Origin of the sequence: Streptomyces sp. BJ20 (genome assembly GCF_022869105.1) — a bacterium.
GTDB lineage: Bacteria > Actinomycetota > Actinomycetes > Streptomycetales > Streptomycetaceae > Streptomyces > Streptomyces griseoincarnatus.
The window spans coordinates 896,992-915,696 of sequence record NZ_CP094918.1 but is presented as its reverse complement, the minus strand read 5'-3'; the positions used below and the strand labels follow the sequence as shown (position 1 = coordinate 915,696).

The window sequence follows — 18,705 nt, the reverse complement described above, 5'->3', positions numbered from 1 at the left end:
CCCCCATGTCGCTCTACGCCGCCTACGCCGGCAACCTCGACGCCCGGCTGATGTCCCGCCGCGCCCCGCACTCGCCGCTGCGGGCCACCGGCTGGCTCAACGGCTGGCGGCTGACGTTCGGGGGCGAGCACATGGGCTGGGAGGGCGCACTCGCGACCCTGGTCGAGGACCCGCTCTCCCAGGTCTTCGTCGCCCTCTACGACATCGCGCCCATGGACGAGGAGTCCATGGACCGCTGGGAGGGCACGGGCCTGGACATCTACCGCCGCACGCGGGTCCGGGCGCACACCCTGGACGGCGAGGAACACGCCTGGACGTACGTCCTGAACTCCTACGAGGGCGGTCTGCCCTCCGCCCGCTACTTGGGCGAGATCGCCGACGCCGCGGAGTCCGCGGGGGCGCCCCACGACTACGTGATGGAGCTCCGTAAGCGCCCCTGCTGACGGAAACGACAAGACAACGATCGCCATCCCGTCACCTTCCACATCTACGCGCGTAGGCGAATTGCGGCTACCCTCGTCGACGTGAACGCTTCTCTTCTTCCGGACGACATCCAGGGCGACCCGTACGCCGCAGCCGACGCCGCCGCAGCCCGCCTGCGCGAACTCACAGGCGCCGAGACCCACGACGTCGCCCTCGTGATGGGCTCCGGGTGGGCCCCGGCAGCGGACGCGCTCGGCACCCCCGAGGCCGAGCACCCGGTCACCGAGCTGCCCGGCTTCCCGCCGCCGGCGGTCGAGGGCCACGGAGGCAAGATCCGCTCCTACCGCATCGGGCAGAAGCGTGCCCTGGTCTTCCTGGGCCGCACCCACTACTACGAGGGCCGCGGGGTGGCAGCCGTCGCGCACGGCGTCCGCACGGCCGTGGCGGCGGGCGCGAAGACGATCGTGCTGACCAACGGCTGCGGCGGGCTGCGCGAGGGCATGCGCCCCGGGCAGCCGGTCCTGATCAGCGACCACATCAACCTGACGGCGACGTCGCCGATCGTCGGCGCGAACTTCGTCGACCTCACCGACCTGTACTCCCCGCGCCTGCGCGCGCTGTGCAAGGAGATCGACCCCTCCCTGGAGGAGGGCGTCTACGCCCAGTTCCCCGGCCCGCACTACGAGACGCCGGCGGAGATCCGCATGGCGCGCGTCATCGGGGCGGACCTGGTGGGCATGTCCACGGTCCTGGAGGCGATCGCCGCGCGCGAGGCGGGTGCGGAGGTCCTGGGCATCTCCCTGGTGACCAACCTCGCCGCCGGCATGACCGGCGAGCCGCTGAACCACGAGGAGGTCCTCCAGGCGGGCCGCGACTCGGCGACACGCATGGGCGCGCTGCTCACCCAGGTGCTGGGGCGTTTGTAACCCACCTGCTCGCAGCGCGGCGCTTCCGTGGACGCGGGTGCCTTCGGCGAGGGTGGACTCCGATGAGACCCGGCGTAGGTGGGGGCCGGGGCGTGTTCGCGCACCTCGGCGCCAACGAGGTGCGGCCGCGCCCACCCTCCCCCACTCTCGGCTTCTCCCCCATGAGCGGGAGGTACCCCATCGCCTGGGGCACCTCCCAGGCCCTCAAGCCCACAATGGGCAGGGGCAACAGGCGCCGGCGTCGGTGCGGGCCGGGGGGTGTTCGCGCACCTGGCGCCGACAGGGTGCCGCCGCGCCCACCCGTGCCGCCCTAAGCGGCACGAATGCCCGCGGTTGGCGACAACTTGCGGCCGCCACCGGTGTCGGTGCAGCCGCCCACGGCGGGGAGGGGACGGGGTGGGGGTGGGCGCCCGCAGCGGCTGGCGCGTCCACGCCCCGAACCTCTCCAGCACGCACTCTCGCGCCAGACCGAGGACGACCGCCCCCACCGCGGCCCCGCACCACCCACCCCACCCTGGGCGCTACAGCAACCCCCACCGCACAGAACCCTGCGCCGCAGGCATCAAACGGCAACCCCCACCGGCCGTCGCAGGCAACTGACCCCAGCCCCCACCGGGCGAACCCCACACCGCACGCGCCGCAGGCCCCCCCACCCGGCGGACCCCGTGCCCCAGGCACGCACCCCCCGCCCCCCATGCGAACCTGACACCCCACCGACCAAGAGAGGCCGACCGACCGTGGAAGACGACGCGCTCATCGCACAGGCCCAGGCATGGCTCGCCGAGGACCCCGACCCGGACACCCGCGAGGAACTCGCCCGCCTCATCGAGGACGGCAACCACGCCGAACTCACCGCCCGCTTCGCCGGCACCCTCCAGTTCGGCACCGCCGGCCTCCGCGGCGAACTCGGCGCCGGCCCCCTCCGCATGAACCGCTCCGTGGTCATCCGCGCCGCAGCCGGCCTCGCCGCGTACCTCAAGAAGCAGGGGACCCCCCACGGGAACGACACGGCCGGCCTCGTCGTCATCGGCTACGACGCCCGCCACAAGTCACAGACCTTCGCCGAGGACACCGCCGCCGTCATGACCGGCGCCGGCCTCCGCGCCGCAGTCCTCCCCCGCCCCCTCCCCACCCCCGTCCTCGCCTTCGCCATCAGGCACCTCGGCGCGGTCGCCGGCGTGGAGGTCACCGCCAGCCACAACCCTCCCCGTGACAACGGCTACAAGGTGTACCTGGGCGACGGCTCCCAGATCGTCCCCCCGGCGGACGCCGAGATCGCCGCGGAGATCGACGCCGTGGCGTCCCTCACCACCGTCCCCCGCCCCACCACCGGCTGGGACACCCTCGACGACACCGTCCTCGAGGCCTACCTCGCCCGCACGGACGCCGTCCTCTCCGAGGACTCCCCCCGCACGGCCCGCACCGTCTACACGGCCATGCACGGCGTGGGCAAGGACGTCCTCCTCGCCGCCTTCGCCCGCGCGGGCTTCCCCGCCCCCGACCTCGTCACCGAGCAGGCCGACCCCGATCCGGACTTCCCGACCGTCGCGTTCCCCAACCCGGAGGAGCCCGGCGCGATGGACCTCACCTTCGCGAAGGCCCGCGAGACGAACCCCGACCTGGTCATCGCCAACGACCCCGACGCCGACCGCTGCGCCGCAGCCGTGCAGGACGGCGGCGACTGGCGCATGCTCCGCGGCGACGAGGTCGGCGCGCTCCTCGCCGCCCACCTGGTGCGCCGCGGCGCGACCGGCACGTTCGCGGAGTCGATCGTCTCGTCGTCCCTCCTCGGCCGTATCGCCGAGAAGGCGGGTCTCCCGTACGAGGAGACGCTGACCGGCTTCAAGTGGATCGCCCGCGTCGACGGTCTGCGCTACGGCTACGAGGAGGCCCTCGGCTACTGCGTGGACCCGGACGGCGTACGCGACAAGGACGGCATCACGGCCGCCCTCCTCCTCACGGAACTGGCGTCCGAACTCAAGTCGCAGGACCGCACCCTCCTCGACCTCCTCGACGACCTCGCCGTGGAGCACGGCCTGCACGCCACGGACCAGCTCAGCGTCCGCGTGAAGGACCTGGGCCTGATCGCCGCCGCGATGCGCCGCCTGCGCGAGCAGCCCCCCACCGAACTGGCGGGTCTGCGCATCACCAAGACCGAGGACCTCACCGAGGGCACGGACAAGCTGCCGCCCACCGACGGCCTCCGCTACACCCTGGACGGCGCGCGGGTCGTCGTCCGCCCCAGCGGCACGGAGCCGAAGCTGAAGTGCTACCTGGAGGTCGTGATCCCGGTAGCCGCCAAGGCGGACCTCCCCGAGGCCCGCACCAAGGCGACGGCCCTCCTGACCGCCGTCAAGCAGGACCTGTCCGAAGCGGCGGGCATCTGAGAGACCGAAGCCGCAGGCATCCGAAAATCCGAAGCCGCAGGCGTCCGAACCGGAAGCCGCAGGCATCGAAGAACCCGGAGCCGCGAGCATCGGAAAATGCGGGGGGCGGCCCGAACCCGGGCCGCCCCGCCGTAACTCACAGCTCACACGCCCGAGCCCACCCCTCAGCCCAGCCCTCTCAGCCCAGCCCCCACAGCACACCCAACAGCACAGCCCCCGCCACAGCAGGCGCGATGATCTCGTAGGCCCACCGCACGGTGACCTCCCCCTGCGTCCCCGGCTCCCCCTGCCGCCGCTCGTGCAGCTCGCGCAGCTCGTCCATGGCCCGGTCCGTCTCGGCCCGGCGCGGCCCGTCGGCGGCCAGGGCGGCACCCGCCCCCAGATCGGCGGCACCCACCGCACCGCCGCGCAGGGACCCGCCCTGCCCGGCGCGGGCGTCCGCGCGGGCGGCCGCACGGGCGGCCCGCGCGTCCTGCCGTGCCGCCTTGCTGCGCGCCCGTACGGAGACGGGCAGCGCCCACAGCTGGTACTTGGTGCCGGAGTCGTCGACGACCTCGTTGGAGAACCCGGACCGCAGCGATGCGACCTGCCCCCACGGCAGCACGATCAGCCGCAGCGGGTTGCGGACGCGCAGTCCGTCGTCGTTGACGAAGACGGCGGGCCGCAGGGTGTAGGCGAACACCACGGGCCCGAGGAAGAGCATGGTGGCGAGGGCGAGCCACGGCGTGCGGCCCTCGCCGACGACGACCGCGTCGATGCCGAGCCAGGCGACGATGGCGAGCACCAGCGCGCCTCCGACGACGCCGGCGGGCGAGCGGTAGACGCGGTCCTTGTACGGGGTCGTCGCGGTCCCGGCGGGCTTCGTGGGCTCCGGCACGCGCGACGGGTCGGGGGTCGTCATGCCCCCGATTCTGCACGACCCGCGCACCGGACCCGAAGGCCGCTCGTCCCGCCCCCTCCCCCTCGGCCCCCGGCCAGACTCCGCAGCCCCGGATCCGTTTCGGGGCTGTACAGCCGCTACGCGCGTAGATATGCTCGTCTGGTGACCATGCCCACCACTGCACCCCATGCTCTGAGCGACGTCACCGCGTCCGACAGCACGCTGCGCCGTTTCCTCCACGGGCTGCCCGGCGTCGACGCGGTCGGCCTGGAGGCGCGTGCCGCCTCCCTCGGCACCCGCTCGATCAAGACGACCGCGAAGGCGTTCGCCATCGACCTCGCCATCTCGATGGTCGACCTGACGACGCTGGAAGGCGCGGACACCCCGGGCAAGGTCCGGGCGCTCGGCGCGAAGGCGGTCCGCCCCGACCCGACCGACCGCTCGGCGCCCGCCACGGCCGCGGTCTGCGTCTATCCCGACATGGTGGCCACGGCGAAGGAGGCCGTCGCCGGCTCCACCGTCAAGGTCGCCTCGGTCGCCACCGCGTTCCCGGCCGGCCGCGCCCCGATCTCCGTGAAGCTGGCGGACGTCCGCGAGGCCGTCGCCGCCGGCGCGGACGAGATCGACATGGTCATCGACCGCGGCGCGTTCCTCGCGGGGAACTACATGAAGGTGTACGACGAGATCACCGCCGTGAAGGAGGCCTGCGGGACGGACGCCCGCCTGAAGGTCATCTTCGAGACGGGCGAGCTGTCGACGTACGACAACATCCGCCGGGCGAGCTGGCTCGGCATGCTGGCCGGGGCGGACTTCATCAAGACCTCGACGGGCAAGGTCGCGGTGAACGCGACCCCGGCGAACACCCTCCTGATGCTGGAGGCGGTGCGCGACTTCCGCGCGCAGACCGGGATCCAGGTCGGTGTGAAGCCGGCCGGGGGCATCCGCACCAGCAAGGACGCGATCAAGTTCCTGGTCCTGGTCAACGAGACCGCGGGCGAGGACTGGCTGGACAACCACTGGTTCCGCTTCGGCGCCTCCTCGCTGCTGAACGACCTGCTGCTGCAGCGTCAGAAGCTGGCCACCGGCCGCTACTCCGGCCCCGACTACGTGACGGTGGACTGATCACCATGGCACCTGTTTTCGACTACGCCCCGGCGCCCGAGTCCCGCTCGGTCGTCGACATCGCCCCGTCCTACGGCCTCTTCATCGACGGCGAGTTCACCGAGGCGGCCGGCGGCAAGGTCCTCAAGACCGTCTCCCCCTCCTCCGAGGAGGTCCTGTCCGAGGTCGCCGAGGCGTCCGAGGAGGACGTCGACCGCGCGGTGCGGGCGGCCCGCAAGGCCTTCGAGAAGTGGTCCGCGCTGCCGGGCTCCGAGCGCGCGAAGTACCTCTTCCGCATCGCCCGCGTCATCCAGGAGCGCAGCCGTGAGCTGGCCGTCCTGGAGACGCTGGACAACGGCAAGCCGATCAGGGAGACCCGCGACGCGGACCTCCCGCTGGTCGCCGCGCACTTCTTCTACTACGCGGGCTGGGCCGACAAGCTGGAGCACGCCGGTTACGGCGCGAACCCGCGCCCGCTCGGCGTCGCCGGCCAGGTCATCCCCTGGAACTTCCCGCTGCTGATGCTGGCGTGGAAGATCGCCCCGGCGCTCGCGACCGGCAACACGGTGGTGCTGAAGCCCGCCGAGACCACCCCGCTCTCCGCGCTGTTCTTCGCGGACATCTGCCGCCAGGCGGGCCTGCCGAAGGGCGTCGTCAACATCGTCACCGGTGACGGCCGCGCCGGAGCCGCGCTGGTCGCCCACCCGGACGTGAACAAGGTCGCCTTCACCGGCTCGACCGCCGTCGGCAAGGAGATCGCGCGCACGGTCGCGGGCACCCGCAAGAAGCTGACGCTGGAGCTCGGCGGCAAGGGCGCCAACATCGTCTTCGACGACGCGCCGATCGACCAGGCCGTCGAGGGCATCGTCAACGGCATCTTCTTCAACCAGGGCCAGGTCTGCTGCGCGGGCTCACGCCTGCTGGTGCAGGAGTCGATCCACGACGAGCTGCTGGACTCCCTGAAGCGCCGGCTGTCCACGCTGCGCCTCGGCGACCCGCTGGACAAGAACACCGACATCGGCGCCATCAACTCCGCGGAGCAGCTGGCCCGGATCACCGCGCTGGCCGAGCAGGGCGAGGCGGAGGGCGCCGAGCGCTGGTCCCCGGCATGCGAATTGCCGGAGAACGGCTACTGGTTCGCCCCGACGCTGTTCACGAACGTCACCCAGGCGCACACGATCGCCCGTGACGAGATCTTCGGCCCGGTCCTGTCCGTCCTGACGTTCCGCACGCCGGACGAGGCGGTCGCCAAGGCCAACAACACGCCGTACGGCCTGTCGGCGGGCATCTGGACCGAGAAGGGCTCGCGGATCCTGGCGGTGGCGAACAAGCTGCGCGCGGGCGTGATCTGGTCCAACACGTTCAACAAGTTCGACCCGACCTCGCCGTTCGGCGGTTACAAGGAGTCGGGCTTCGGCCGCGAGGGCGGCCGCCACGGCCTGGAGGCGTACCTCGATGTCTGACAAGAACGAGAAGACCGAGAAGAACGAGCGCCTCTCCGTCTTCAAGACCTACAAGCTGTACGTCGGGGGTAAGTTCCCGCGTTCCGAGAGCGGCCGGGTGTACGAGGTGACTGACGCCAAGGGCAAGTGGCTGGCCAACGCACCGCAGTCGTCCCGCAAGGACGCCCGCGACGCGGTGGTCGCGGCCCGCAAGGCGTTCGGCGCCTGGTCCGGCGCGACGGCGTACAACCGCGGCCAGATCCTGTACCGGATCGCGGAGATGCTGGAGGGCCGCCGGGACCAGTACGTCCGGGAGGTCGCCGAGGCCGAGGGCCTGTCGAAGTCCAGGGCGGCTGCGCAGGTGGACGCGGCCATCGACCGCTGGGTCTGGTACGCCGGGTGGACCGACAAGATCGCCCAGGTGGTGGGCGGCGGCAACCCGGTCGCGGGCCCGTTCTTCAACCTGTCCTCGCCGGAGCCGACCGGCGTGGTCGCCGTGCTGGCCCCGCAGGAGTCGTCGTTCCTCGGCCTGGTCTCGGTGGTCGCCCCGGTCGTCGCGACGGGCAACACGGCGGTCGTGATCGCGTCCGAGAAGGCCCCGCTGCCCGCCCTGTCGCTCGGCGAGGTGCTGGCCACCTCCGACCTGCCCGGCGGAGTGGTCAACATCCTCTCCGGCCGTACGGCGGAGATCGCCGCGCCGCTCGCCGCGCACCAGGACGTCAACGCGATCGACCTCGCGGGCGCCGACGAGGTGCTGGCGAAGGAGCTGGAGGTCGCGGCCGCGGACAACCTGAAGCGCGTACTCCGTCCACAGCCTGTGGACGACTGGTCGGCGGCGCCCGGCACGGACCGCATGACGGCCTTCCTGGAGACCAAGACGGTCTGGCACCCCACGGGTTCGCTGGGCGCGTCGGGCTCCGCCTACTGAGCCGCACGCAGGCCCCGCAGCGGGAGCGCCGTGCCCCTGGCTCCGTCCGGGAGGGGCACGGCGCTCCGTCGTGTCGTACGCGCCCGTCAGCCCCGCAGGGCGTCCGTCGCCCGCCCCGCCACCGGGATGCCGCCCACCGACTCCGCCTGGGCGACCGGGCCGGTCACCTCGCGGGAGTCCAGCCCCCGGAAGTCGGCGACCTGCGTGGCGACGCCGTTGTCGAGCGGGTCCACACCCGTGCCGGCGAGCGGGTTCGGCTTGAGGTCCGCGACCGTCCCGACGACCTGGCCGGCGTCGTCGGGCAGCACCTGTGCCTCCGCGGCGGACGCTCCTGCGGCCGCGACGCCGAGCGCCGCTCCCGCCGTCGCCAGTACGGCCATGGAGCGCCGGACGACGGGCGTCCTGGGTGCCTTGTGTCGGGCCATCGCTGTGCCACCTCTTGGCTTCGCAGGGTCAACGGTCAGACGCGCAGCGTAGTTGAGATGTGAGGCGCGCTTCAAAGTCGGGCCGCCGGGTCGTACGCCACCCGCGCGATGCCTCACACTGGTGTCCTGTGAGTTCCCAGTCGCCCATATCCGCGCGAGTCGTGCTGCTCTGCGGCCCTTCCGGCTCCGGCAAGTCCCTCGTCTCGGCCCGCTCCGGCCTTCCGGTGCTGCGCCTGGACGACTTCTACAAGGAGGGCGACGACCCGACGCTGCCGCTGGTGGCGGGCACCTCCGACATCGACTGGGACGACCCCGCCTCGTGGGACGCGGACACCGCGGTCGCCGCGATCGAGCGGCTGTGCAGGACGCGCACGGCGCAGGTCCCGGTGTACGACATCTCGTTGAGCGCCCGTACCGGTGAGACGACCGTGGACATCGGCGGGACGCCGCTGTTCATCGCCGAGGGCATCTTCGCGGCGGAGATCGTCGAGCGCTGCCGCGAACTGGGCCTGCTGGCCGACGCGCTGTGCCTGAGCCGCGGTCCGGTGCGGACCTTCCGGCGCCGGTTCCTGCGGGATCTGAAGGAGGGCCGCAAGTCGGTGCCGTTCCTGCTGCGGCGCGGCTGGCGGCTGATGCGTCTGGAGCGGTCGATCATCACCCGTCAGACGGCGCTGGGCGCGTACGCCTGCGACCGCGAGGAGGCGCTGACCCGTCTGGCCGCGGCGGCGGTCGCCGGACGGCCGGCGCCGACGGGCACGCCGTGAGTTCCGAGGGCCGTGCCAGCCGTCAGAACGCGCCGATCAGCCGGTCCAGGACGAAGAACTCGGCGAGGTAGAACGCCCCGGCGAACAGGGGCGCGAGCACGGCGCACAGCCACCACCGGCGCACCCCGGCGTGCGCGAGGTACCAGCTCAGGCCGGCGGTGAGGAGCGCGCCAACGGCGAGGTACACGGCGGCCTCGCCCCAGTAGTGGAGTGTCAGGCCCAGCCAGAGACCCTCGCCCAGCACCACCATCGTCACGGCCGCGCCCGCCGCCGCCCGCGCGTCGCCCTGCCCGTGCCGTACGGTCCAGCCGCCCCAGCCGAGCAGCGGCCCGCCCGCGAGTCCGGCCGCAGACCAGACGACGGCGGTGCCCAGCGTGTCGCCGACCCCGGCGGTCAGGTAGTAGCCGGCGCAGGTGGCGAGCATCATCAGGCCGCCGCTCCAGACGGCGAGCCACCGTGTGCGGACGAGCGCCCCGGCCAGGGCGGTCCAGACGATCCAGGTGGACACCGAGTTGGTGGCCCGCTCCAGCAGCGGCGTCGTGCCGTGGAAGGTGTACGTCGCCCAGCCGAGGAGCAGCCCGAAGGCCGTCACGGCGGCGAGCGTGACGGCGGGTGTGCCCCGGCGGGGCGCGGTCAGGGTCGTCATGGATCGCACTATACACACGACGTATACACAGAGTGTGTAGTGGGATGGTGAACGAAAAAGCGGGACCGCGTGACGGGCCCCCCGGCCCCGCGCAGTCCCGCTGTTTCCGCACCCCCCTGTGGTGCTCCCCCTCCTTGTTCCCCCGTGCTCCCCCCGCTGTGTTCCCCCGGATCCCCCGATCCCCGTTCACCGCGCGGACGTCCCCCGACGTCCTGGCGGTCCCCCCGGTTCTCCCCCGTGTCCCCCGAACCCTCAGGCGACGAGCTCCCCGAAGGCGTTCTCCTCGTCACGGCCGAAGCTGAGGACCTCGTCCTCGCGCAGCCGGCGGAGCGACCGCCAGATGCTGGACTTCACCGTGCCGACACTGATGTTGAGGATGTCCGCGATCTCCGGGTCCGTGCGGCCCTCGTAGTAGCGCAGGACCAGCATGGTGCGCTGGAGTTCGGGCAGCCGGGCCAGCGCCTGCCACAGGACCGCGCGCAGCTCGGTGCCGCGCATCGCGTCCGTGTCGCCGGCCGTCTCCGGCAGCTCCTCGGTCGGGTACTCGTTCAGCTTGCGGCGGCGCCACGCGCTGATGTGCAGGTTGGTCATGGTGCGGCGGAGGTATCCGCCGACCGCCGCCTTGTCACTGATCCGGTCCCAGGCCCGGTAGGTCGAGAACAGCGCGCTCTGCAGCAGGTCCTCGGCCTCGAAGCGGTCGCCGGTCAGGTGGTAGGCGGTGGCGTACAGGGAGGCGCGGCGCTCCTGGACGTAGGCGGTGAACTCCGCCTCGCTCACCGAGCGGCGCTCCCCCGGTCCCTCCCTGTAGGCGCTTCCCCCGTCGGTGTCCCCCGTGGACGCGTCAACCACCGTCATGATGGCGGTGTGCTGACGCCCGGCGCCGCGAGCGCACCCCCGCATGCCCGCGGCGCCGGACTTCTCGGAACCCCGGTGCACGTCGTGCAGACGCGTGACAACTGCGCTGGTGCTGGTGCCGTGCAGCGTGTTCATCTCGCGCCCCCCGTCGTGGACTTCCGGTGCTCTCGCCTGCGGTTGTGCTGTGCCGAAAAGCTTGCCGCGCCACTTTCATGGCCGTGTCCGCCGACTGTCACAGACGTGTCACAGGGGTCGGTCACCGTGACCGCACACTTCCTCCACAGCTCGGCGGGTGCGAAGCGGCACGTATCCGGGCCCAAGGGGCACCCGCCGCGCACGGGTCGAACAGGAAGCCCTCCATGGGCCAGAATGAGCGCGTGCCTTCCCTGTTGCTGATCGAGGACGACGACGCCATCCGCACGGCCCTGGAGCTCTCACTGACGCGCCAGGGTCACCGCGTGGCGACCGCTGCCAGTGGTGAGGACGGTCTGAAGCTGCTGCGTGAGCAGCGGCCGGACTTGATCGTGCTGGACGTGATGCTGCCCGGCATCGACGGCTTCGAGGTGTGCCGTCGCATCCGGCGCACGGACCAGCTGCCGATCATCCTGCTCACCGCGCGCAGCGACGACATCGACGTCGTGGTCGGCCTGGAGTCCGGCGCCGACGACTACGTGGTCAAGCCCGTGCAGGGCCGGGTGCTGGACGCCCGGATCCGCGCGGTGCTGCGGCGCGGGGAACGCGAGTCGAGCGACTCGGCGACCTTCGGCAGCCTGGTCATCGACCGTTCGGCGATGACGGTGACGAAGAACGGCGAGGACCTCCAGCTCACGCCGACGGAGCTGCGGCTGCTCCTCGAGCTGAGCCGGCGGCCCGGACAGGCGCTCTCCCGTCAGCAACTGCTGCGGCTGGTGTGGGAGCACGACTATCTGGGCGACTCCCGGCTGGTGGACGCCTGCGTCCAGCGGCTGCGCGCCAAGGTCGAGGACGTGCCGTCGTCCCCGACGCTGATCCGTACCGTCCGCGGTGTCGGCTACCGGCTGGATCCGCCTCAGTGACACAGGAACACCAAGGGGGAGGCCGCGGCTGGTCCGCGGCGCGCAAGGGAGTCTGGTCGCGGCTGCGCTTCACGAGCCTGCGCCTGCGGCTGGTCGTCGTGTTCGGCCTGGTCGCGCTGACGGCCGCCGTGTCCGCGTCCGGGATCGCGTACTGGCTGAACCGCGAGTCGGTGCTGACGCGTACGCAGGACGCGGTGCTGCGCGCCTTCGAGCAGGAGATGCAGAACCGCGCGGGCGCGCTGCCCGAGCACCCCACGCAGGACGAACTGCAGCGCACGGCGGGCCAGATGGCCAACAGCAGCCAGCGCTTCACGGTGCTGCTCGTCGCCGAGAACCCCGCGGGACAGACGGTGTACGGCAGCTCGGGCGGCCTGAACGGCTTCTCGCTGGGGGACGTGCCGGAGTCGCTGCGCGAGGCGGTGACCGAGCGGCAGAAGGTCACGTCGAACAACAAGTACCCGCATCACCTGTACTGGCAGCGGATCGTCGAGGACGACACCCCGTACCTGGTGGCGGGGACCGAGCTGATCGGCGGCGGCACCACCGGCTACATGCTGAAGTCGCTGGAGCCCGAGGCGAAGGACCTGAGCTCGCTGGCCTGGTCGCTGGGGATCGCCACCGGGCTGGCGCTGATAGGTTCCGCCCTCCTCGCGCACGCCGCCGCGACGACCGTGCTGAAGCCGGTGCAGCGGCTGGGGACCGCGGCGCGGCGGCTCGGGGAGGGGAAGCTGGACACCCGGCTGAGGGTGTCGGGCACCGACGAACTGGCTGATCTGTCCCGGACGTTCAACAAGGCCGCCGAGGCGCTGGAGAAGCGGGTCGCGGACATGGCGGCGCGGGACGAGGCGTCCCGCCGGTTCGTCGCGGACATGAGCCACGAGCTGCGCACGCCGCTGACCGCGATCACCGCCGTGACGGAAGTCCTCGAGGAGGAGCTGGAGTTCGAGGGCGGCGGTATCGACCCGATGATCCAGCCCGCGGTCCGGCTGGTGGTGAGCGAGACCCGGCGGCTGAACGACCTGGTGGAGAACCTGATGGAGGTCACCCGCTTCGACGCGGGCACCGCCCGTCTGGTCCTCGACGACGTCGACGTCGCCGACCAGATCACCGCCTGCATCGACGCGCGCGCCTGGCTGGACGCGGTGGAGCTGGACGCCGCGCGCGGCATCCACGCCCGGATCGACCCGCGCCGCCTGGACGTCATCCTCGCCAACCTCATCGGCAACGCCCTCAAGCACGGCGGCTCGCCGGTGCGGGTCTCGGTGCGGGAGGAGCCCGGCGACGACGGGGACGCGTCGGGCGGCTCGGTCGTCATCCAGGTGCGGGACCACGGTCCGGGCATCCCGGAGGAGGTCCTGCCGCACGTCTTCGACCGCTTCTACAAGGCCAGCGCCTCCCGTCCGCGCTCCGAGGGCAGCGGTCTGGGCCTGTCCATCGCGCTGGAGAACGCGCACATCCACGGCGGTGAGATCACGGCGGCCAACTCCCCCGAGGGCGGCGCCGTGTTCACCCTGCGGCTGCCGCGGGACGTGTCCGCCGCGGAGTCCGGGGAGAAGTCCGGCGACGCCGGGGACGAGGGCGCCGAGGGGGACGCCTGATGAACGGACGACACGGACGACACCGGGCCGCCCTGCCGGCCCTCGCCGGGGTCGTGGCGCTGGGCGCGCTGCTGTCCGGGTGCGGTATCCGTGCGACCGAGGTGCCGACCGACTTCGGTCCCGCGCCCTCCCGGGTGCGCTGCTCGCTGGGCGAGCCCGAGGGGGCCGGACAGGGCGAGCGCGGGCTGCCGGTGCAGGTGTTCCTGGTGTGCGGGCCGTCGCTGGTGGCCGTGGACCGGGCGGTGCGGGTGGCCGACGGGGCGACGGACGCGCGCCGGGTGCTGGTCGCGCAGGGCCTGATGGACGAGCTGACGCGGGAGCCGACGGAGCCCGAGCGGGAGGCCGGCTACACCACGCGGGTGCGGCAGGGGACGACCGTGACCGGACCGCGGGCCGGCGACCCGGAGGACACGCTGCGGCTGAGCACTCCGCCCGCCGAGCTGTCCGCGACGGCGCTCGCCCAGATCGTGTGCACCTTCTCCGACTCGGCGGCGGCCGAGGGCAACGGCTCGGTGATCCTGGGCGGCCCCGACGACGCGACACCGCGCCGCTACCGCTGCACCGACGACGTACGGGCCCGTCCGGCGGCCGGGAAGCCGCCCTCCACCGAGGCCACCGGAAGCTGACCCTGCGGTCGCCCGCGGGGGCGGCGCCACAGTGTGGTGCACGCCTCAGCGGTTGAACGGGTGACATCCCGGAACCGGCCGAGGCGCGCGCCGCGTCTTGGGGAGCGTGCAGCGTCAAGGCTTCATCGGCGGCACCGCCGCATCCCGTATCCGTGTGACCGGAGGCGTCCTCCTGGCCGCGCATCTGGCGTTCGTCGCCTGGTACACGCTGCGCCCCCTGGACGTCCCGTGGGTGATGCCCGCCAATCTGCGGCCGCTGGACGGGATCCGCGCCGACTTCGCGCTGGGCTGGGCGACGGGGCTGCGGCGCACCGGGGAGTCGATGGCGCTGCTCGCGCCGCTGGGAGTGCTGCTGCCGATGGCGGGGGGCCGGCAGGCGGTGTCCCGGCTGGGTTCGCTGGTCCGCACCATGGCCGCGACCGCCCTGGTGTCGCTGGCCGTGGAACTGCTGCAGACCGCGGTGCCGGGCCAGGTGGTGGACGTCGACTCGCTGCTGCTGAACACGGCGGGCGCCGCGCTCGCCCACGCCGCCGTGGTGCCCGCCGGACGCGCCTGGCTGCGCCGGCGGACGCTCCTCCCGGCGGCGGACGGGGCCGTCCGGAGGGAGGAGGCCCCTCAGGGCCGGACCCCGACGATTCCCAGGGTCGGGATCGCCCCGTGGAGCGACGTTTTGCCCCCTTCGTCTCCGTAACGTGGAGGTACGGAGGCAGCCGCACGGGATGCCTCGCACCGTTCACGAAGGAGTCGCGATGAGCAGCCTCGTCCGCCCCACCGACGACCGCATGATCGGCGGTGTCTGCGCCGGGCTGGCCCGGCGGTTCGGCACCTCCGCGAAGACGATGCGTGTCGTGTTCCTGGTCTCGTGCCTGCTCCCGGGCCCGCAGTTCCTGCTGTACTTGGCGCTGTGGATCCTGCTGCCCTCGGAGGACAAGGCCCGCACGGCCTGGTAGGGCGGCCCGCGCGGCGCCCTCACCCCCGAGGCGCCGTACGACGCCGGCCTCCCGGCCCCTGCGCGGCATCATCTCCCTGAGGCCTCGCGCGGGGCCGTGGACCTCCGAGCACGCCGATGGGGCGCGACCCGTTTCCGGGTGCGCCCCATCGGCCTGTCTCCGGCCGGGAGGGTCAGCGGCCGCCGAGCGGGAGGCCGTTGACGTTGAGCCCCTTGGTCGGCAGCTGGTTCACCGGCAGCCCGCCGAGGAGGCCGGCGCCCGGCACCTGGGAGCCGAGCTCGCCGGCGACCGGCTTGGCGGCGCCGAGCCCCTTGCCGGCCACGTCCTGGCCCGTCGTCAGCGCCTCGGCCGTCCCGGGCAGCGCGCCGGCCGCCTGGTCCGCCGGCAGAGCCTGGGTGACGGTGTCCAGCCCCGGCGCGGCGTCCGGCAGGGCCGGGGCCGCCTGGGCGGCACCCGCACCGGCGGCGGCGAAGGCGGCACCGAGAGCGGCGACACCGAGGGTCTTGACAGCAGACTGCTTCATGAAAGGCGTCCTCGAAATGGGATACGGGGATGTGAGCGGTGCTGCGACCGTAATCAGGCGCCCCCGTCCGCCGCAAACATCGAAATGCGGACGGATGGTGAAAGCGTTGCGCGTTCACCTTTCCCAGTGACGCCCCTTTCAGCCTTCCGTGAGGGAAGAAGCGCTGGTGGAAGCGGTCTGACGGAACAGCCATTCGGATTTCAGTTCTGCATATCCGGGCTTGATCACGTCATTGATCATGGCCAGCCGTTCATCGAAAGGAATGAATGCGGACTTCATCGCATTGACGGTGAACCACTGCATGTCGTCGAGCGTGTATCCGAAGGCCTCGACCAGGTGCTCGAACTCGCAACTCATGCTGGTGTGGGACATCAGCCGGTTGTCCGTGTTCACCGTGGCCCGGAAGTGCAGCCGCCGCAGCAGCCCGATCGGGTGATCGGCGTACGAGGAGGCGGCGCCGGTCTGGAGGTTGGAGCTGGGGCACAGCTCCAGCGGGATGCGCTTGTCGCGGACGTAGGCGGCGAGCCTGCCGAGCTCCACCGTGCCGTCGTCGCGCACCTGGATGTCGTCGATGATCCGCACCCCGTGCCCGAGCCGGTCGGCGCCGCACCACTGGAGCGCCTGCCAGATGGACGGCAGCCCGAACGCCTCACCGGCGTGGATGGTGAAGTGGTTGTTCTCCCGCTTCAGGTACTCGAAGGCGTCGAGGTGCCGGGTGGGCGGGTGGCCGGCCTCGGCGCCCGCGATGTCGAAGCCGACGACGCCCTGGTCGCGGTAGGCGTTGGCGAGTTCGGCGATCTCCAGGGCGCGGGCGGCGTGCCGCATCGCGGTGAGCAGGGCGCCGACGCGGATGCGGTGGCCGTTCTCCCTGGCCCGCCGCTCACCCAGGCGGAACCCCTCGTTGACGGCCTCGACGACCTCCTCCAGCGTCAGCCCGCCCTCGAGGTGCTGCTCGGGCGCGTAGCGCACCTCGGCGTAGACGACGCCGTCCTCGGCGAGGTCCTCGGCGCACTCGGCGGCGACCCGGACCAGCGCGTCACGGGTCTGCATGACGCCGACGGTGTGCGTGAAGGTCTCCAGATAGCGCTCCAGGGAGCCGGAGTCGGCGGCCTGGTGGAACCAGAGGGCGAGCTTGTCGGGGTCGGTGTGGGGCAGGTCGGTGTAGCCCGTCCCGCGGGCCAGGTCGACGACGGTGCCGGGGCGCAGTCCGCCGTCGAGGTGGTCGTGCAGCAGGACCTTGGGCGCCCGGCGGATCTGGTCCGAGGTCGGGGCGTTCGCGATGGTCTGGCTCGTCATTTCCGCACCATAACTCCTACGCGCGTAGATCACCCGGCGCCCGGAAGCGCCGATACGGAAAGGTGACCGCACGGACGGGTCGCGTCCACCCCGTCTTCTGAGAATGTTCTGCCATGGCACAGCAAGCGACGCCGGTACGCACGGCCCGGCTGGGGAGGACGCTCGGCTCGGAGCCGGCCACGGTGAACGGGGTGGCGTTGCTGCTCCCGAACGGCGAGGAGTCCTCCGCCCGCAGACCGTCACCGCTGGCCGCGGTCTCCGTACGGGGCCTGGGACGCCGGCTGGCCCGCGCGGGACACGACCAGCATCTGGCCACACATGTCGTCCACTACCGCTACCGCGGCTGGAACGGCGACGAGGCGCACCTCGCGCACGACGCCGCCTGGGCCGCCGACGAGGCCGTACGGCGCTACGGGGACGTGCCCGTCTGCCTGGTGGGCCTCGGCATGGGCGGCAGGGCGGCGCTGCGCGCGGCGGACCACGCGGCCGTCAACTCCGTGGTGGCGCTGGCCCCCTGGCTGCCGGAGGAGGACGGGACGGCCCCGGCCGAGCCGGTGAAGCAGCTCGCCGGCCGCCATGTGCTGATCGTGCACGGCACGAACGACGCGCGCACCGACCCCGAGCTGTCCTTCCGCCTGGCGGCCCGGGCGAAGAAGGCGAACCGCGAGGTGTGCCGCTTCGAAGTCCACGCGGACGGCCACGGGTTGAACCAGTACCGGGACGAAGTGCTGGCGCTCGCCGAGGACTTCTTGATGGGCGCGCTGTTCGGCCGGGGTTTCTCCCGCCCGGTGCAGGACGCGCTGGCGGCTCCCCCGCCGCTGGGGCTGCGGATGCCGCTGGCGGCGGGGTTCGGGACGACGTTACGGCACTGAGGACGCCCCGCTACCCGGGCAGCAGTCTCCCCCGCTTCGACAGCAGGAACTTCTTGAACGCCGCCACCGGCGGGGTGTCCGGGCGGCCCGCGAGCCAGGCCACGCCGATCTCCCGGGCCGCCCTGGGGGCGGTCACCGTCAGTTCGACCACGCCGGGCCGCGGGAAGGGCGGCGGAGGCAGCAGGGCGACGCCCAGGCCCGCCGCGACCAGACCGCGCAGTGTCTCGGCCTCCTCGCCCTCGAAGGCGATGCGCGGGGCGAAGCCGGCCTCGGCGCACAGGTCGTCGGTGATGCGGCGCAGCCCGTAGCCCGGTTCCAGGGTCACGAACGTCTCGTCGGACGCCTCGGCCAGGCGGACCCGGCGGCGGGAGGCGAGGCGGTGGTCGGCGGGGACGACGAGGCGCAGCTTCTGCTCGTCGAGGCGGCGGGCCACCAGGTCCGGGGCGGACGGCACCGGCGAGGTCAGGCACAGGTCGAGCTCGCCGCCCCGCAGCCCCTCCAGCATGGCCTCGCCGTAGTTCTGGACGAGGCTGAAGCGGATGCCGGGGTGGTCGGCGCGGAAGGCGTGCAGCAGGCCGGGGACGGTCTCGGCGCCCATGGTGTGCAGGAAGCCGAAGGCGACCTTGCCGGTGGCGGGGTCGGCGTCGGCGCGGACCGCCTCTGCCGCGCGGCCGATCTCGTCCAGGGCGCGGTCGACGGAGGCGTAGAAGGTGCGGCCCGCCGGGGTGAGGGAGACGGTGCGGCCGTGCCGGGCGAACAGCTCGACGCCCAGGTCCTCCTCGAGGCGGACCAGGGCGCGGGAGAGGGTGGACTGCGGCACCTGCATCTCCTGCGCGGCCCGCGTGACGTGCTCGGTGCGGGCCACCCCGGCGAAGTGGGCGAGGCGCGGGGCGAGCAGGCGCGCCATCTCTTCCCTGTCTCGTGTGTCACCGGTTCGTGACAGGCGACCGTCCGACCTCTGCTGATGCACCATGGGAACGATTATGACGATTCCATGCATTGGACGGA

The 18,705-nt window shown here is 72.5% G+C and carries 20 protein-coding genes; 13 read left to right on the top strand and 7 right to left on the bottom strand.

Annotation, left to right across the window (positions count from 1 at the left end):
* Positions 1-5: 5 nt before the first annotated feature.
* The 3 genes from MTR79_RS04345 (at position 6) to MTR79_RS04335 (ending at position 3,736) form a co-directional block, all read left to right on the top strand.
* Positions 6-443, top strand: coding sequence for a gamma-glutamylcyclotransferase (locus MTR79_RS04345; protein ID WP_189366833.1), 438 nt, complete (start codon positions 6-8; stop codon positions 441-443).
* 81 nt (positions 444-524) lie between these two features.
* Positions 525-1,349, top strand: coding sequence for a purine-nucleoside phosphorylase (locus MTR79_RS04340; RefSeq protein ID WP_048455940.1), 825 nt, complete (start codon positions 525-527; stop codon positions 1,347-1,349).
* Between the two features lie 737 nt (positions 1,350-2,086).
* Entirely contained in the window at positions 2,087-3,736 is a 1,650-nt protein-coding gene (locus MTR79_RS04335; protein WP_244789216.1) for a phospho-sugar mutase, read from the top strand.
* Positions 3,737-3,914: 178 nt separating this feature from the next.
* On the opposite strand, the gene MTR79_RS04330 is transcribed toward MTR79_RS04335, so the two are convergent.
* A complete protein-coding gene (locus MTR79_RS04330; protein ID WP_189366831.1) occupies positions 3,915-4,637 on the bottom strand; it encodes a PH domain-containing protein in 723 nt (240 codons plus the stop codon).
* 147 nt (positions 4,638-4,784) lie between these two features.
* Between MTR79_RS04330 and deoC the strand changes: the two genes are divergently transcribed.
* From deoC to MTR79_RS04315, 3 genes are read left to right on the top strand one after another with little or no spacing between them, the layout of a single operon-like run.
* Positions 4,785-5,738, top strand: a complete 954-nt coding sequence (deoC, locus tag MTR79_RS04325) for a deoxyribose-phosphate aldolase (protein ID WP_048455943.1) — start codon at positions 4,785-4,787, stop codon at positions 5,736-5,738.
* Between the two features lie 5 nt (positions 5,739-5,743).
* Positions 5,744-7,180, top strand: a complete 1,437-nt coding sequence (locus MTR79_RS04320) for an aldehyde dehydrogenase family protein (RefSeq protein WP_086704636.1) — start codon at positions 5,744-5,746, stop codon at positions 7,178-7,180.
* Positions 7,173-8,087, top strand: a complete 915-nt coding sequence (locus tag MTR79_RS04315) for an aldehyde dehydrogenase family protein (RefSeq protein ID WP_086704637.1) — start codon at positions 7,173-7,175, stop codon at positions 8,085-8,087. The genes MTR79_RS04320 and MTR79_RS04315 overlap by 8 nt, the downstream gene beginning before the upstream one ends.
* Before the next feature lie 86 nt (positions 8,088-8,173).
* On the opposite strand, the gene MTR79_RS04310 is transcribed toward MTR79_RS04315, so the two are convergent.
* Complete coding sequence (locus MTR79_RS04310) at positions 8,174-8,512, bottom strand: hypothetical protein (RefSeq protein WP_048455946.1); 339 nt, start codon at positions 8,510-8,512, stop codon at positions 8,174-8,176.
* A gap of 59 nt (positions 8,513-8,571) precedes the next feature.
* On the opposite strand from MTR79_RS04310, the gene MTR79_RS04305 reads away from it, so the two are divergent.
* Entirely contained in the window at positions 8,572-9,276 is a 705-nt protein-coding gene (locus MTR79_RS04305) for a uridine kinase (protein WP_086704640.1), read from the top strand.
* Positions 9,277-9,298: 22 nt separating this feature from the next.
* On the opposite strand, the gene MTR79_RS04300 is transcribed toward MTR79_RS04305, so the two are convergent.
* Both MTR79_RS04300 and MTR79_RS04295 read right to left on the bottom strand, forming a co-directional pair.
* Entirely contained in the window at positions 9,299-9,922 is a 624-nt protein-coding gene (locus MTR79_RS04300) for a DUF6518 family protein (RefSeq protein WP_086704642.1), read from the bottom strand.
* 252 nt (positions 9,923-10,174) lie between these two features.
* A complete protein-coding gene (locus MTR79_RS04295) occupies positions 10,175-10,912 on the bottom strand; it encodes a SigE family RNA polymerase sigma factor (RefSeq protein WP_048455949.1) in 738 nt (245 codons plus the stop codon).
* A 242-nt stretch (positions 10,913-11,154) separates the two neighbouring features.
* Here MTR79_RS04295 and afsQ1 point away from each other — a divergent pair, with 242 nt between their 5' ends.
* The 5 genes from afsQ1 to MTR79_RS04270 all read left to right on the top strand — a co-directional run bounded on the left by afsQ1 (position 11,155) and on the right by MTR79_RS04270 (position 15,006).
* Positions 11,155-11,832 (top strand): two-component system response regulator AfsQ1, encoded by a 678-nt coding sequence (gene afsQ1 / locus MTR79_RS04290; RefSeq protein ID WP_033272295.1) that lies wholly within the window; start codon positions 11,155-11,157, stop codon positions 11,830-11,832.
* Entirely contained in the window at positions 11,829-13,430 is a 1,602-nt protein-coding gene (locus tag MTR79_RS04285; protein WP_189366829.1) for a HAMP domain-containing sensor histidine kinase, read from the top strand. Before afsQ1 ends, MTR79_RS04285 begins: the two co-directional genes overlap by 4 nt.
* Positions 13,430-14,056 carry a hypothetical protein gene (locus MTR79_RS04280; RefSeq protein WP_048455951.1) on the top strand — a complete coding sequence of 209 codons (627 nt, stop codon included), beginning with the start codon at positions 13,430-13,432 and terminating at the stop codon, positions 14,054-14,056. Before MTR79_RS04285 ends, MTR79_RS04280 begins: the two co-directional genes overlap by 1 nt.
* A gap of 106 nt (positions 14,057-14,162) precedes the next feature.
* Positions 14,163-14,747, top strand: a complete 585-nt coding sequence (locus tag MTR79_RS04275; protein ID WP_189366828.1) for a VanZ family protein — start codon at positions 14,163-14,165, stop codon at positions 14,745-14,747.
* A gap of 58 nt (positions 14,748-14,805) precedes the next feature.
* Positions 14,806-15,006, top strand: coding sequence for a PspC domain-containing protein (locus MTR79_RS04270; RefSeq protein WP_048455952.1), 201 nt, complete (start codon positions 14,806-14,808; stop codon positions 15,004-15,006).
* Positions 15,007-15,178: 172 nt separating this feature from the next.
* On the opposite strand, the gene MTR79_RS04265 is transcribed toward MTR79_RS04270, so the two are convergent.
* Positions 15,179-15,529: a hypothetical protein gene (locus MTR79_RS04265; protein ID WP_048455953.1), complete on the bottom strand. Its 351-nt coding sequence runs from the start codon at positions 15,527-15,529 to the stop codon at positions 15,179-15,181.
* A gap of 138 nt (positions 15,530-15,667) precedes the next feature.
* On the bottom strand, positions 15,668-16,825 hold the full coding sequence (locus MTR79_RS04260; protein WP_244789215.1) for an adenosine deaminase: 1,158 nt from the start codon (positions 16,823-16,825) through the stop codon (positions 15,668-15,670).
* 113 nt (positions 16,826-16,938) lie between these two features.
* Between MTR79_RS04260 and MTR79_RS04255 the strand changes: the two genes are divergently transcribed.
* Positions 16,939-17,697, top strand: a complete 759-nt coding sequence (locus MTR79_RS04255; protein WP_244789214.1) for an alpha/beta hydrolase — start codon at positions 16,939-16,941, stop codon at positions 17,695-17,697.
* A gap of 10 nt (positions 17,698-17,707) precedes the next feature.
* Here the strand turns inward: MTR79_RS04255 and MTR79_RS04250 are convergent, their stop codons facing one another.
* Positions 17,708-18,670: a LysR family transcriptional regulator gene (locus tag MTR79_RS04250; RefSeq protein WP_086701528.1), complete on the bottom strand. Its 963-nt coding sequence runs from the start codon at positions 18,668-18,670 to the stop codon at positions 17,708-17,710.
* Positions 18,671-18,705 lie beyond the last annotated feature (35 nt).

What these genes read in the sequence shown, in the direction of transcription:
- MTR79_RS04345 (WP_189366833.1), top strand. Translation starts at nt 6, where the DNA reads ATGTCGCTCTACGCCGCCTACGCCGGCAACCTCGACGCCCGGCTGATG.
- MTR79_RS04330 (WP_189366831.1), bottom strand. Translation starts at nt 4,637, where the DNA reads ATGACGACCCCCGACCCGTCGCGCGTGCCGGAGCCCACGAAGCCCGCC.
- deoC (WP_048455943.1), top strand. Translation starts at nt 4,785, where the DNA reads ATGCCCACCACTGCACCCCATGCTCTGAGCGACGTCACCGCGTCCGAC.
- MTR79_RS04320 (WP_086704636.1), top strand. Translation starts at nt 5,744, where the DNA reads ATGGCACCTGTTTTCGACTACGCCCCGGCGCCCGAGTCCCGCTCGGTC.
- MTR79_RS04315 (WP_086704637.1), top strand. Translation starts at nt 7,173, where the DNA reads ATGTCTGACAAGAACGAGAAGACCGAGAAGAACGAGCGCCTCTCCGTC.
- MTR79_RS04310 (WP_048455946.1), bottom strand. Translation starts at nt 8,512, where the DNA reads ATGGCCCGACACAAGGCACCCAGGACGCCCGTCGTCCGGCGCTCCATG.
- MTR79_RS04300 (WP_086704642.1), bottom strand. Translation starts at nt 9,922, where the DNA reads ATGACGACCCTGACCGCGCCCCGCCGGGGCACACCCGCCGTCACGCTC.
- MTR79_RS04295 (WP_048455949.1), bottom strand. Translation starts at nt 10,912, where the DNA reads ATGAACACGCTGCACGGCACCAGCACCAGCGCAGTTGTCACGCGTCTG.
- MTR79_RS04280 (WP_048455951.1), top strand. Translation starts at nt 13,430, where the DNA reads ATGAACGGACGACACGGACGACACCGGGCCGCCCTGCCGGCCCTCGCC.
- MTR79_RS04270 (WP_048455952.1), top strand. Translation starts at nt 14,806, where the DNA reads ATGAGCAGCCTCGTCCGCCCCACCGACGACCGCATGATCGGCGGTGTC.
- MTR79_RS04265 (WP_048455953.1), bottom strand. Translation starts at nt 15,529, where the DNA reads ATGAAGCAGTCTGCTGTCAAGACCCTCGGTGTCGCCGCTCTCGGTGCC.
- MTR79_RS04260 (WP_244789215.1), bottom strand. Translation starts at nt 16,825, where the DNA reads ATGACGAGCCAGACCATCGCGAACGCCCCGACCTCGGACCAGATCCGC.
- MTR79_RS04255 (WP_244789214.1), top strand. Translation starts at nt 16,939, where the DNA reads ATGGCACAGCAAGCGACGCCGGTACGCACGGCCCGGCTGGGGAGGACG.
- MTR79_RS04250 (WP_086701528.1), bottom strand. Translation starts at nt 18,670, where the DNA reads ATGGTGCATCAGCAGAGGTCGGACGGTCGCCTGTCACGAACCGGTGAC.